Here is a 13,081-nt window from a genome sequence, read left to right as displayed (position 1 = left end):
TAATCATGGGGTGCTACCCACCATTTCCGGGGTGTGCGGGCATGACAAACCGCAGCACACGGTGGCGTGTACTGCGGTGTAGGCCGGTGGGTGCTAGTTGGTGCTGTGTGGCAGGCCGGCAGCCACCCAGCCCTCGGTGCCACCTGCGACGTTGATCGTCTCGATGCCACGCTGCTCGAGGTATTCCCCGACCTGAGCAGAACGACCACCCAGCTTGCAGATCAGGTAGATGTCCCGATCCAGGTCCAGCTCACCCACCCGGGAGGTGAACTCGCTCATCGGAATGTTCACGGCGTTGTCCGCGCGCACCTCGGCGAATTCATCGGCCTCACGGACATCGATCAGCTGCGCATCCGCCGGAACCTCGTTGACGTTGACTTCCTTCATGGTGTTGCTCCTTGGTGTGGTGATTTCAGGGGTGCGTTCCAGAGTAATTGCCGCGGTGCGCCGGTGGCCACATTCCCCAACGCCTTAACCCCGAGATCCTGTTGCCAGAAACCGCTGTGCTTAACCCTGAGATCACTGGTGCTCTCTGGAGACAGGATCTCGGGGTTAAGGATCTGCGGGCTGTTTCCGGGTGGAAGCCCCCTGATATTTCGGGGACGAAACGTGTAACCTTTGCTCATCAACCCTTCCAAACCCCCGGGAGCAGACCGTCCATGAACACCACCTGGCTCGTCCTGGCGATCATCCTCGCCGTCATCGCTGTTGTCTTCTTTATTGTCTCGGCCAAGAAGAAGAACGCCGAGCAGCCACCACGTCCGCGGGAGGATCCCCTCAAGTTCAGTGACGGTTCGGCTGATTTCGGCCCTGACATCCTCGGACCCGGCGCGATCGTCGGTTACGGGGGCGTGGACTATGTGTGCCGCGGTGGCGTGACCATGCGCCAGGGCGCCTACACCTGGTATGAGTACCTGCTGGAAGGCGGCAAGGGTGGCGAGTACCTGAGCGTGGACTATGACGAGGGCCAGCTCAACCTCAGCTGGTGGATCTCGCGCCCGGACCTGGATGCGCAGCCGGCGAATGAGGTCACCGTCGAGGGTGTGCGCTACCGCAAGGTGGAAAGTGGCGTGGGTCAGTTCTACTCCGAGGGCACCACCGGACTGCCGGAGAGTGGCCGCTTCGAATACTGGGACATGGCCGAGGCCGGCGGCAAGCGGCTGCTGGGCTTCGAGCGCTTCGGCGAGGACGGTTCCCTGGAGGCCTCCCTGGGCTGGACAGTGCTGCCCGGTGAACTGACTGTCTACCCGGCGCCGCGAAACTGATGTTGCACCTGGCCTGCGCCCCCGCAGATATCCGCGCCGCTGACCTCGGTGTGCGCTGGAACGCACCCATGCCGGAGATCCTCGCCGAGATGCTTATCGACGACCCGGCCACCCACTCCTCACTGCACCTGGTGGTGATCGGGGGTTCGCATGTGGTCACCGTGGAAGCGCCCTCCGGGCACTTCCGGGAGGAGATCTCGTGCAACGCCCGTGAGGGGGGTGAGTGGCCGCTGCCGGGGGCCGTCGATAAGCAGGGGTACCGCCTGGAGACCCGCACCCGGACTCTGAGCCCCGCCGAATTCGCTGCCGAAGCCGCCGACATCGCGGACGGTGGCGGGTTGATCGCCAGCTTCCCCGGGGAGGGCGAGTATCATCTGACCGCGCTGCGCGGAGCATGCGTGGACGGGGTATGGCACTGGTGGACACACCACCTGTACCCGGGGGAGAACACCATTGTCAGCACAAGGAGTCAGTACCACCCATGAGCGCTAAAACAGCCAGGACACTGGGCATCATCCTCCTGTTCCTCGCGGTGCTGTGCCTGATCATGGCACTGGTGAGCAAACCGCCGGTGGAAAACCGCATCGCGCAGAGCTGGTCGAACGGCAGCTGTGCCGGCGAGACCGGTGTGGCCGACCGCATCGTGGCGATGGAACGCCCCAGCGAACGCGCCACCGACCCGGCCACCGGCGACACCTACCTGCGGTACCCGAAGAAACTGGTGATCATCTCCGGCGAGGGCACCCCCGACTGCCGGATCACCGTGGAGGGACTCGACCGCGTCAACAGTGGCGCCTTCATCTGGCTCGGCCCCGGATTCGTCCCCTCAGCCCCCAGTAATTCCAGCGGCGGATCATCCGGATCCGGCGGCGGCGTGAAATAACAACAGGAGTGGAAACCATGAGTGAGTACCTGATCAACGGTGTCGCGGGCACCCTCGCCTACTTTGTTCTCGCCGCCGTGATCCTGGTGGTCGGGTTCGTCATCCTCGACCTGATCACCCCGGGCAAGCTGCATGAGCTCGTCTTCGTGCACCACCTGCCCAATGCCGCGGTGATCACCGTGGCGCAGCAGGTGTCCATCGGCATCATTGTGGTCACCGCGGTGCTGACCTCGTCGGACAACCTGACGCAGGGACTGATCGAGACCGCGGTGTTCGGTGCCCTCGGCCTGGTGATCCAGGTGATCGTCATGGCCCTGTTGGAGGTGTTCATCCCGGGCAGGTTCCGTGACCTGGTGGAGGATCCGAAACTGCGCTCCGGCGCAGTGGTGGCTGCCGTGATTCTCGTGGTGGTGGGAGCCGTCAACGCTGCATGTCTGGTCTAGAACAACCCGTTGAATTAACCCGGGTCTGGCGCTGGCTGCTGCTGGTTTCCGTCGCGATCTGCGCGGCCTCGGGACTGGTGTATGAGCTGGCGCTGGTGTCACTGTCCGCGAGCCTGAACGGCGGCGGCATTGTTGAAACCTCCCTGATCGTCGCAGGTTACGTGGCTGCCCTCGGCGTGGGCGCGATCCTGGTCAAACCGTTCCTGCGGTGGCCGGCGCAGACCTTCCTGGCGGTGGAGACCCTGCTGGGACTGATCGGTGGCCTGTCCGCGCTGGCGCTGTACATGACCTTCGCGGTGGTCGGCCAGAACCTGTGGATGCTGGTGCTGGCCACGGCGCTGATCGGCATCCTGGTCGGTGCGGAACTACCGCTGCTGATGACCATGATCCAGCGCGGCCGGCTTGCCGACGCCCGCACCACCGGCTCACTCGTGGCCACCCTCAACGCCGCCGACTACCTCGGTGCCCTGCTCGGCGGACTGGCCTGGCCGTTCATCCTCCTGCCGTGGCTGGGCATGATGCGGGGCGCGGCGGCCGCCGGCATGATCAACCTGCTGGCCGCCCTGTTCGTGGGCTGTGTGCTGCTGCGACACCTGCTGCCGCGCCCCCAGTTCATCAGCGCGGTGGTGGCCCTGCTGGTGGCCATCGCGGTGCTGGGCACGGTGCTGGTGCGTTCCGACGGCATCGTCGCCACCGCCCGCCAGCAGCTCTATACGGACCCGGTGATCTACGCCCACCAGTCCGACTACCAGGACATCGTGGTCACCCAGCGCGGTGCCGACCGACGCCTCTACCTCAACGGCGGGCTGCAGTACTCCACCCGCGATGAACACCGCTACACCGAATCCCTGGTGTACCCCGGCCTGTCGGATTCCGCGCGCTCAGCCCTGATCATCGGTGGTGGCGACGGCCTGGCGGCCCGGGAACTGCTGCGCTTCCCCGACATGCGGATCACCCAGGTGGAACTGGACCCCGAGGTGATCGAGGTGGCCAACACCATCCTGCTGTCCGATAACGGTGGCGCCATGCAGGACCCACGGGTCACGGTCATCACCGACGATGCCTTCACCTGGCTGCGCGCCGGCGGCGATGAGGGACAGCGTTACGACGCCATCTTCGTGGACCTCCCCGACCCCAACAACGACACCATGGCCAGGCTGTACTCCCAGGAGTTCTACACCCTCGCCCTGGCACGACTGAACGAGGGCGGGCGCATGGTGGTGCAATCCTCCAGCGCGTACACCACCCCGGATGTGTTCTGGCGGATCGGTTCCACCCTGTCCGCCGCCGGATGCGGGGCAGTGATCCCGTACCACGTGCATGTGCCCACCTTCGGAGACTGGGGGTTCCAGCTGTGCGGGCCGGTGGGGACGGAGCTGGTCTTGCGTGACGACGCACCACCGCTGCGCTTTCTCACCGAGGAGGTCCTGGCGGCGGCGGGCGTGTTCGGTGCCGACAACCAACCCCGGGAGTTAGAGCCCTCCACCCTGGACCATCCCCGCGTGGTGGAGGACCTGCGGCGCGGCTACCGCCAGGCCGGGGAGTAACCAGGCTCTCCTCCACTTAACCCAGAGATCCTGTCCCCAGAAACCACGATGGTTAACCCAGAGATCACTGGTGCTTTCTGGAGACAGGATCTCGGGGTTAAGCATGGGGCCGGGAATGACAACACCCGCGCCCCGAAAGGAACGCGGGTGGAAGGAGGAACCCTTTATGCCTTGAAGCGCTCGATGGAGTCGGCGAGGATCTGCTCAGCCTCGGCCTTGTCGCCCCAGCCTGCTGCCTCGACGTGCTTGCCCTTCTCCAGGTCCTTGTAGTGGACGAAGAAGTGCTCGATCTCATCCTTGAGGAAGTCGGAGACATCGGAGATGTCCTGGATGTGGTCGTAGCGTGCGTCGTCGAGGACTGCGAGGAGTTTGTCATCGCCGCCGGCCTCGTCGGTCATCTTGAACACGCCGATGACACGGGACTTCACGATCACGTTCGGGAATACGGATTCCGGCAGGATGACCAGGGCGTCCATGGGGTCGCCGTCCTCGCCCAGGGTGTGGTCGATGAAACCGTAGTCCAGTGGGTAGGCCATCGGGGTGAACAGGTAGCGGTCGAGGTAGACCTTGCCGGTCTCGTGATCGATTTCGTACTTGTTGCGGGAACCCTTGGGGATCTCAACGGTTACTTCGACGCTCATGGGATGTCCTTAATCTTCTCGGTCGTTGATACCAGTCAGATGGTGATTCTAGCGTGTCGGGGGATTCCGGCAGACTTGGCACGCGATATAAGGTGTGGGGAAACAATCATGGTGAGGAGTACGGGTGAAAAACGGCGTGTGGATCGCATCGGCTGTCGGTGCGTTGGCCGTGGTCGTGGGCGTGGCGGGGGTCGGGATCAATGCGCAGCTCAACAGCCTGAACCACCCGCCGGCTTTTGAGGTGGCGGCACCGGAGGAGATCTTCCAGCCGGTGGTGGCGACCGCGGAGGCGGATTTCACGGCACTGAACCAGCAGTTGACGCAGGCCGCCGCGGATCCCCGCCTGGGCAGGTTCGTCGGCCAGGTCCGGGATACCGCCACGGGTGAGGTCATCTGGTCGCAGAATCCGGATACCCCGGTGCGTCCGGCGTCGGCAACCAAGATCCTCACTGCCGCGGCGGCGCTGTATGAACTGGGATGGGATGACACCATCCATACTGATGTCGTGGTTGGACAAACCCCCGGAACAGCCGTGATCAGGGCCGCAGGCGATGTCACCCTAAGCACCGATCAGCTCGATGACCTCGCTGCTCAGCTCACCGGGCAGGACATCGATACGGTTCTGGTGGACACCTCCATCTGGAGTGAGGAGACCTTCGCGCCGGGCTGGGATCCCATTGACATCGACGCCGGCTATATCGCCCCGCTGGAACCCGTCATGATCGAGGGCGGGCGCATCGGCGGCAGCCACGGTGATCTGCCGCGCACCCACACCCCGGCGCTGGATGTGGCGAAGGCCCTGGCAGAGCGCATCGGGGCCACCGACACCGGAAAGGGCACAGCCCCCGCCGACGCCCTGGTGCTTGCCACCACCGAATCCGAGAATCTGGAGCAGCGCCTGCGCCGGATGATGGAGGAATCCGACAATGTTATGGCGGAGGCCATCGGCCGGGAAACCGCCCAGCACCGTGGCGCACCCACCGACACCGGCAGCTCCGCACAGCTGACCATGGACATCCTCAAGGAGCACGATTTCGACCTCACAGGTGTGAGCATCGTGGACAATTCAGGCCTCAGCTTTGACAACCTCATCACCCCGAGTCTGCTCGATGACATCCTCCATGCCGCCGCCACGGATGAGACCCTGCGTCCGCTGCTGAACACCCTGCCAATCGCCGGGGGCAACGGCACCCTGGTCGACCGCTATGACGATCTCAGCGGCGCTGGTTGGGTCCGCGCGAAGACCGGCACCCTCACCGCGACCTCCGCGCTGGCGGGCACGGTGACCTCGGACCGGGTGTACACCTTCGCGTTTGTGTCCAACGGTTCCGATATTCTGCAGGCCCGCGCCGCGATGGATGAGATGGCCTCCGTCCTGCGGGAGTTCTAGGTGCCGGCGAGCATCGGCACGCTGCCCCTGCCCAGGGTCTGCCCGCATTTCCTCACCCTGCGCGTGGCCGTCCGCCCGCATCTCACCGACCACATACACATCGGGCTCTCCGGCGGAGCGGATTCCCTGGCGCTGGTCGCCGCGGCCCGCGCGGAGGGAGCAGACGTCACCGCGATCTGCATCAACCACAACCTCCAGGAGGGCTCGGCCGAGGTCTCAGAACGCGCCGCCGCCCAGGCCGAACACATGGGTGCTAAGGCCCTCATCCGCAGCATCACCGTGCCGCCGGGCAGCATGGAGGCGCAGGCCCGCGAGGCCCGCTACGCCGAGTTCGCCCAGCTCACCGACACGATCTGGACCGGTCACACCATGGATGACCAGGCGGAGACCTTCCTGCTGGCAGGCCTGCGGGGGAACCCGGCCGGGATGAAAACCGCTTCTCGACGCCCCGACCTCACCATCATCCGCCCCCTCCTGGGCGTCCGGCGAGCCGACACCCACGGGGCCTGCGCCGAGCTGGGCCTGACCCCGTGGCAGGACCCCCAGAACCGCGATCATGCGTTCCGGCGCGTGGCCATCCGGGAGCAGGTCCTGCCGCTGCTGGCGGAGGTCCACGCCGGGGATCCGGTCCCGGGCCTGGCGTTGGCGGCGACTCGGGCGGCGATGGAGGGCGAGGCGTTGGAGTTTTTCGTCGACAAGCGTCGGGGGGAGTGGGCCGACGGGTTCCCGGTGCGGCTCGCGGCCGAACCGCATGCGTTGCGACGCCTCATGCTCGCCGATTTCCTCCGCGGACATGGGGTGCGGGTCACCTCGAAAAAGATCGCGGCGGTCGACCGTCTGCTCACCCACTGGCACGGTCAGGGGGGCGTGGCGGTGGGCGGCGGTGCGCACGGGAGGTTGGAAGTGGTGCGTGTAAGTGGCAAGCTTGAGATCACCGGTTGAGAACACTCGAACAAAGAAGGTGCACGCTACATATGGTCAACAATGTCGAGATGGCAGGCGAAAAGGACTTCAACGTCCCCACCAACCCCTACGGAGATGACATCGAGTCGGTCCTGATCAGCGAGAACAAGCTGAAGGAACGTATCCGGGAGATGGCCGCGCGGGTGTCCGAGGACTACCGCGACTCCGAGGAGGACCTGATCCTGGTGTGCGTGCTCAAGGGCGCGTTCTACTTCCTGTCGGACTTCTCCCGCGAACTGACCATCCCCTCCCAAGCCGAGTTCATGGCCGTGTCCTCCTACGGCAACTCCACCTCATCCTCCGGTGTGGTGCGCATCCTCAAGGACCTGGACAAGGACATCGAGGGCCGGGACGTGCTCATCGTCGAGGACATCATCGACTCCGGCCTCACCCTCTCCTGGCTGATGCGCAACCTGAAAAACCGCAACCCGAAGTCCCTCAACGTGATCACCCTGCTGCGCAAGCCGGAGCGCCTGACCGCGAACATCGACATGTACGACATCGGTTTCGACATCCCGAATGAATTCGTCGTGGGTTATGGCCTCGACTTCACCGAGCGTTACCGCGACCTGCCCTATGTGGGCACCCTCGAGCCACGCGTCTACTCCGACTAGGTGGGAACGAATCGTCTCCGCTGAACGTTGATTGAGCTGCAGAGAGTTTTAACCACAGACCCGAGAAAGGCCCGGGCCCGTTCCAGCCACCGCCGGACCGGCCATTGCGCATGAAGAACAAGAAATTCCTCCAGTACGGCGGCATCGCGGCCGTGGTACTCATCACCCTGTTCCTGTTCTCGTTGTTCACCAGCGACACCAGGAACTTCCAGGACGTGGACACCTCCGTGGCCATGGAGCAGCTGGATGCCAACAACGTGTCCGAGGCGCAGATCGACGACCGCGAGCAGCGCCTCCGCCTCACCCTGCGTGAACCGATCGATGTGGAGGAACGCGAGGGCGTTGAGGAGATCATCACCCAGTTCCCCGCGCGCACCGCACCGCTGATCTTCGACAAGGTGGAGGCCTCCGACGCGGAGTCCTACACCACCAACGTGACCCAGGATAACTTCCTGGTCTCCATGTTGAGCTTCATCCTGCCGATGGTGATCGTGTTCGGTCTGCTCATGTTCTTCCTGTCCCGTGCGCAGGGCGGTGGCATGTTCGGCATGGGTTCCTCCAAGGCCAAGCAGCTGACCAAGGACACCCCGACCAACACCTTCGCCGATGTGGCCGGCGCCGATGAGGCTGTCGATGAACTCCATGAGATCAAGGACTTCCTGGAGGACCCGACCCGCTACCAGGACCTGGGTGCCAAGATTCCCCGCGGTGTGCTGCTGTATGGCCCTCCCGGTACCGGCAAGACCCTGCTGGCCCGAGCCGTCGCCGGTGAGGCTGGGGTGCCGTTCTACTCCATCTCGGGTTCCGACTTCGTGGAGATGTTCGTCGGTGTCGGTGCCTCCCGTGTGCGTGACCTGTTCAAACAGGCCAAGGAGAACAGCCCCTGCATCATCTTCATCGATGAGATCGACGCCGTGGGTCGTGCCCGTGGCTCCGGAATGGGCGGTGGCCACGACGAGCGTGAACAGACCCTGAACCAGCTGCTGGTGGAGATGGACGGCTTCGGTGACCGCGGCAGCGTCATCCTCATGGCCGCCACCAACCGCCCCGATGTGCTGGATCCCGCCCTGCTGCGCCCGGGCCGTTTCGACCGCCAGATCCCCGTGACCGCCCCCGACCTCCGGGGCCGCGAACAGATCCTGGAGATCCACGCCAAGGGCAAGCCCTTTGCCCCCGACGCCAACCTCAAGGCCCTGGCCAAGCGCACCGCCGGCATGTCCGGCGCCGACCTGGGCAACGTGCTCAATGAGGCCGCGCTGCTCACCGCCCGCATCGGCGGAAACGCCATCACCGCCGACGCCCTGGAGGAGGCCACCGACCGCGTGATCGGCGGACCACGACGTTCCTCCAAGATCATCTCCGAGCAGGAGAAGAAGGTCACCGCCTACCACGAGGGCGGGCACACCCTGTCCGCGTGGGCCCTGTCCGACATCGAGCGGGTGTACAAGGTGACCATCCTGGCCCGTGGTCGCACCGGTGGTCATGCCATGACCGTCCAGGAGGACGACAAGGGCATGTACAACCGCAATGAACTCTTCGCCCGACTCGTGTTCGCCATGGGTGGGCGCGCAGCCGAGGAACTCGTCTTCGGTGCCCCCACCACCGGCGCCTCCGCCGACATCGAGCAGGCCACCAAGATCGCGCGTGCGATGGTCACCGAATACGGCATGAGCCCTGCCGTGGGCATGGTCAAATACGGCGAGGAGCAGGGCGATCCCTTCTCCGGCCGTGGTGGCGGTGGCACGCTGACCCACTCCCAGGAGGTCGCGGCACTCATCGACACCGAGGTCACCTACCTGCTGGACAAGGCACATGAGGCGTCCTATCAGATCCTGCGCGAATACCGCGATCACCTGGACCGACTGGCGGAGAAACTCCTGGAGAAGGAGACCCTGCGCCGCCCCGACCTGGAGGTGCTGTTCAGCGACATCGAGCCACGCAGCATCGACGAGGTGTTCCCCGACGAGAACGCCCGCTTCCCCCGCCAGGAGGACCGCGAGCCGGTGAAGACCCCGGTGGAGGTGGCCATCGAACGTGGTGAGGAACCGCCGAAGCGGTTCTCCATCGTGGAGGCCTCCAAGGCCGCGCGTGAACGGCGCCGCAAGGAGCTCGAGGAACAGAAGGGTGCCCCTCAGGGCGTCAGCGTGCCCGTGGGGCTGTCCACTGGGAAGGCCCCCACCCCGGATTACGGCACCCCGCCTCCCGCCGACTGGACCATCCCAGGATCAGGGGCGAAACGTCCCAACCCGTATGCGGGCACCAGCGCTCCCAGCCAGAAGGCGGAACACCCCGGCATGAAGGCCTATGGTTTCGGTGACAAAGAACTCATGGACCAGTCGACGGGTGGGGAACACGCCCCCGGTAATGTTTCCCGAAAGGGCACAGGCCCTGGGGATGCCCCCACCCAGATCATCGGTTTCCGCCTCCCCGACCACGAACGTCCCGACCATGACCGTCCGGAGGACAAGGTTGAGGAACGTCCCGGCATGATGGACGAGGCGACCGAGGTGGATCCGGGGACCGAAAATGAAGGAGACAAGCGTGGCTGACAAGCTTGCGGCAGTGCGTGAATTCGACCAGGAACGTGCCGAGGCTGCGGTGCGGGAACTGCTCATCGCGGTGGGTGAGGACCCGGAGCGTGAGGGCCTGCTGGACACCCCGGCGCGCGTGGCGCGTGCCTACCGGGAGATCTTCGCCGGTCTGCACGAGGACCCGACCGCGGTGTTGAACAAGACCTTCTCCGAGGATCACCAGGAGCTGGTGCTGGTGCGCGAGATCCCCATCTACTCCACCTGTGAGCACCACCTGGTGCCGTTCTACGGGGTGGCGCACATCGGTTATATCCCCGGTGAGTCCGGTCAGGTCACCGGCCTGTCCAAGCTGGCCCGCCTGGCTGATATATATGCGAAGCGGCCGCAGGTGCAGGAGCGGTTGACCTCGCAGATCGCGGATGCGCTCGTCGACAAGCTCGGTGCCCAGTCCGTCGCCGTGGTCATCGAGGCAGAACACCTGTGCATGGCCATGCGTGGCATCCGGAAGCCGGGGGCGGTGACCACGACCTCCGCGGTGCGTGGTGGGTTCAAGACCAGCACGGCGTCCCGCGCCGAGGTCTTCGCGCTGATCCGGGGCAACTAGATGAACGTGGCAGACCTTACTGTGCCGGGTCGTTGTCTGGTGATGGGCATCGTCAATGTCACCGAGGATTCCTTCTCGGATGGCGGACGCTATATCGAAACCGACCGCGCCATTGAACACGCCCGCCGTCTGGTGGCCGAGGGGGCGGACATCATCGACATCGGTGGTGAATCCACCCGCCCGGGTGCCGTCCGCGTGGACGCCGAGGATGAGCGCAACCGCGTGGTGCCGGTCATCGAGGCGCTGCGTGAGGAGGGCATCCACACCTCGGTGGACACCATGCGTGCCTCGGTGGCGGCTGCCGCTGCGGAGGCGGGGGTGTCCATGATCAATGATGTCTCCGGTGGTCTGGCTGATCCGGCCATGTTCTCCGTCATGGCCGACGCCGCAATCCCGGTATGTCTCATGCACTGGAAGACCGTGCAGTTCGGGGATGCCGCGGGACGAGCGGATCACGGGGGCAATGTGGTCACCGATGTCCACGAGACCCTCGATGACCTGGTCACCCGCGCTCTGGCTGCCGGTGTGGCCAAGGATCAGATCGTTCTGGATCCGGGCCTGGGATTCGCCAAGTCGCGTGAGGACAATTGGTCACTGCTCAACGCCCTGCCCGAATTCATCGGCGGGGAGTTCCCCGTCCTGGTCGGCGCCTCCCGCAAGCGTTTCCTCGCCGGGGTGCGCCGCGAACGCGGCCTGGAGGTGACGCCTGTCGACGCCGATCCAGCCACCGCCGCGGTGACCGCCATCTCCGCACACATGGGCGCCTGGGGCGTACGGGTGCACAATGTGCCGGTGTCCCGCGATGCCGTCGATGTGGCCGCCCACTGGCGCAGCGCGGGTGACTACCGTGGCTGACCGCATTGAACTCACCGGCCTGGAATGTTTCGGCCACCACGGGGTCTTCGTTTTTGAGAAGGAACAGGGCCAGCCGTTCATCGTGGACGTGACCTGCTGGATGGACTTCGCGGCCGCCGGCGCCAGCGATGACCTCTCCGACACCGTCGACTACGGCGCACTGGCGCTGCTGGTGGCGGAGATCGTGGAGGGCCCATCACGGGACCTCATTGAAACCGTGGCCACCGAGGCGTCCGAGAAGATCATGGACACCTTCGGTGCGCTGCATGCCGTCGAGGTGACCATCCACAAGCCCAAGGCCCCGATTCCGCGTACCTTTGCTGATGTGGCGGTGGTGGCCCGTCGTTCCCGCAAGGCTCACGGAAGGAGCACTGGTTAGATGCGTGCGGTACTCTCCATCGGTTCCAACATGGATGACCGGTATGCCCTGCTGCAGGGTGTCATCGATGAGTTCAGAGACGACCTGGTCGCCGTGTCCTCCATCTACGCCACCCCGCCGTGGGGTGTGGAGGACCAGGATGAATTCCTCAACGCGGTGCTGGTGGTCGATGTCGACGGCATCCCCATCGAGCTGCTGCGCCGTTGCCAGAAACTGGAGAACGACGCCGAACGGGTACGCACCCGCAAATGGGGCCCACGGACCCTGGATGTGGATATCGTCCAGATCCGCAACGGTGCGCAGGAGCTGCTGTCCGAGGATCCCGTGCTGACCCTGCCGCACCCGTGGGCCTGGCAGCGTGCCTTCGTGCTCATCCCGTGGCTGGAGATCGAACCCGATGCCGTCCTCCACGGCACCACCGTGGCGGCCCTGGTGGAGAACCTCGACCCCACGGATATTGAGGGCGTGACCAAGGTCAGGGAGTTCTAACCCATGCAGCGGACGTCCACGGCAATGCTGATCGCGGTCGGTGGTTTCATCGCCGCCGTCTCCGCGATTCTCACGTGGCGTTTCTACGGTTCGATGAGCACCATCCCGGTGGCCATCTCCATCAGCCTGTGGGTGATGGCGGTGATGTGTGTGTTCGCCGGCATCAAGGTCCGCGGCCGGATGGAGGACGGGTTGATCGGCCAGGACCGCAGCCAGATGAACCCCATGACCATCGCGCAGCTCATGCTGGTGGGCCGGGCAGGAGCCTGGACCGGTGCCATCGTGGGTGGCATCTACGTGGGCATTTCCAGCCATGTGATCCCCCGGGTCGGTGACCTGGTCGCCGCCTCCGAGGACCTCCCCGGGGCACTGGCCTCTGCCCTGGGTGGCATCGCCCTGGCTGCCGCGGGACTGTACCTCGAACGCAGCTGCGAGGTCCCACCTCCCCAATCCGGGGAATCGATCAGCTAGATTGGA

At 65.0% G+C, this 13,081-nt stretch carries 16 protein-coding genes; 14 read left to right on the top strand and 2 right to left on the bottom strand.

Annotated features, from left to right (window positions below; all coding sequences use genetic code 11):
• Positions 1–93: 93 nt before the first annotated feature.
• A complete protein-coding gene (locus H9627_RS07140) occupies positions 94–387 on the bottom strand; it encodes a rhodanese-like domain-containing protein (protein ID WP_191733321.1) in 294 nt (97 codons plus the stop codon).
• 272 nt (positions 388–659) lie between these two features.
• Here H9627_RS07140 and H9627_RS07135 point away from each other — a divergent pair, with 272 nt between their 5' ends.
• From H9627_RS07135 to H9627_RS07115, 5 genes are read left to right on the top strand one after another with little or no spacing between them, the layout of a single operon-like run.
• On the top strand, positions 660–1,265 hold the full coding sequence (locus H9627_RS07135) for a DUF4178 domain-containing protein (RefSeq protein ID WP_191733320.1): 606 nt from the start codon (positions 660–662) through the stop codon (positions 1,263–1,265).
• Positions 1,265–1,750, top strand: coding sequence for a DUF2617 family protein (locus tag H9627_RS07130; protein WP_191733319.1), 486 nt, complete (start codon positions 1,265–1,267; stop codon positions 1,748–1,750). The genes H9627_RS07135 and H9627_RS07130 overlap by 1 nt, the downstream gene beginning before the upstream one ends.
• Positions 1,747–2,148 (top strand): DUF4247 domain-containing protein, encoded by a 402-nt coding sequence (locus H9627_RS07125; RefSeq protein ID WP_191733318.1) that lies wholly within the window; start codon positions 1,747–1,749, stop codon positions 2,146–2,148. The genes H9627_RS07130 and H9627_RS07125 overlap by 4 nt, the downstream gene beginning before the upstream one ends.
• A gap of 17 nt (positions 2,149–2,165) precedes the next feature.
• Entirely contained in the window at positions 2,166–2,591 is a 426-nt protein-coding gene (locus H9627_RS07120) for a DUF350 domain-containing protein (protein WP_191733317.1), read from the top strand.
• A complete protein-coding gene (locus H9627_RS07115) occupies positions 2,579–4,138 on the top strand; it encodes a polyamine aminopropyltransferase (RefSeq protein ID WP_191733316.1) in 1,560 nt (519 codons plus the stop codon). Before H9627_RS07120 ends, H9627_RS07115 begins: the two co-directional genes overlap by 13 nt.
• A 164-nt stretch (positions 4,139–4,302) precedes the next feature.
• Here the strand turns inward: H9627_RS07115 and H9627_RS07110 are convergent, their stop codons facing one another.
• Positions 4,303–4,779, bottom strand: coding sequence for an inorganic diphosphatase (locus tag H9627_RS07110; protein ID WP_191733315.1), 477 nt, complete (start codon positions 4,777–4,779; stop codon positions 4,303–4,305).
• Between the two features lie 124 nt (positions 4,780–4,903).
• On the opposite strand from H9627_RS07110, the gene dacB reads away from it, so the two are divergent.
• The 9 genes from dacB to H9627_RS07065 all read left to right on the top strand — a co-directional run bounded on the left by dacB (position 4,904) and on the right by H9627_RS07065 (position 13,075).
• Complete coding sequence (dacB, locus tag H9627_RS07105) at positions 4,904–6,169, top strand: D-alanyl-D-alanine carboxypeptidase/D-alanyl-D-alanine endopeptidase (RefSeq protein WP_191733314.1); 1,266 nt, start codon at positions 4,904–4,906, stop codon at positions 6,167–6,169.
• Positions 6,170–7,111, top strand: a complete 942-nt coding sequence (gene tilS / locus H9627_RS07100) for a tRNA lysidine(34) synthetase TilS (protein ID WP_191733313.1) — start codon at positions 6,170–6,172, stop codon at positions 7,109–7,111.
• A 50-nt stretch (positions 7,112–7,161) separates the two neighbouring features.
• Entirely contained in the window at positions 7,162–7,746 is a 585-nt protein-coding gene (gene hpt, locus H9627_RS07095) for a hypoxanthine phosphoribosyltransferase (protein WP_191733462.1), read from the top strand.
• Positions 7,747–7,856: 110 nt separating this feature from the next.
• Positions 7,857–10,295, top strand: coding sequence for an ATP-dependent zinc metalloprotease FtsH (gene ftsH / locus H9627_RS07090; protein ID WP_191733312.1), 2,439 nt, complete (start codon positions 7,857–7,859; stop codon positions 10,293–10,295).
• Positions 10,273–10,881, top strand: a complete 609-nt coding sequence (folE, locus tag H9627_RS07085; RefSeq protein WP_225213583.1) for a GTP cyclohydrolase I FolE — start codon at positions 10,273–10,275, stop codon at positions 10,879–10,881. Before ftsH ends, folE begins: the two co-directional genes overlap by 23 nt.
• Entirely contained in the window at positions 10,882–11,736 is an 855-nt protein-coding gene (folP, locus tag H9627_RS07080) for a dihydropteroate synthase (RefSeq protein ID WP_191733310.1), read from the top strand.
• Positions 11,729–12,115 (top strand): dihydroneopterin aldolase, encoded by a 387-nt coding sequence (gene folB, locus H9627_RS07075; RefSeq protein WP_191733309.1) that lies wholly within the window; start codon positions 11,729–11,731, stop codon positions 12,113–12,115. Before folP ends, folB begins: the two co-directional genes overlap by 8 nt.
• Positions 12,116–12,604: a 2-amino-4-hydroxy-6-hydroxymethyldihydropteridine diphosphokinase gene (gene folK, locus H9627_RS07070; protein ID WP_191733308.1), complete on the top strand. Its 489-nt coding sequence runs from the start codon at positions 12,116–12,118 to the stop codon at positions 12,602–12,604.
• A 3-nt stretch (positions 12,605–12,607) separates the two neighbouring features.
• Positions 12,608–13,075 (top strand): DUF3180 domain-containing protein, encoded by a 468-nt coding sequence (locus H9627_RS07065; protein WP_191733307.1) that lies wholly within the window; start codon positions 12,608–12,610, stop codon positions 13,073–13,075.
• The last annotated feature ends 6 nt before the right edge of the window (positions 13,076–13,081 follow it).

The organism is Corynebacterium gallinarum (genome assembly GCF_014837045.1).
Taxonomy (GTDB): domain Bacteria; phylum Actinomycetota; class Actinomycetes; order Mycobacteriales; family Mycobacteriaceae; genus Corynebacterium; species Corynebacterium gallinarum.
The sequence above is the reverse complement of the archived record's forward strand: the minus strand, read 5'-3'. Positions and strand labels throughout refer to the sequence as shown.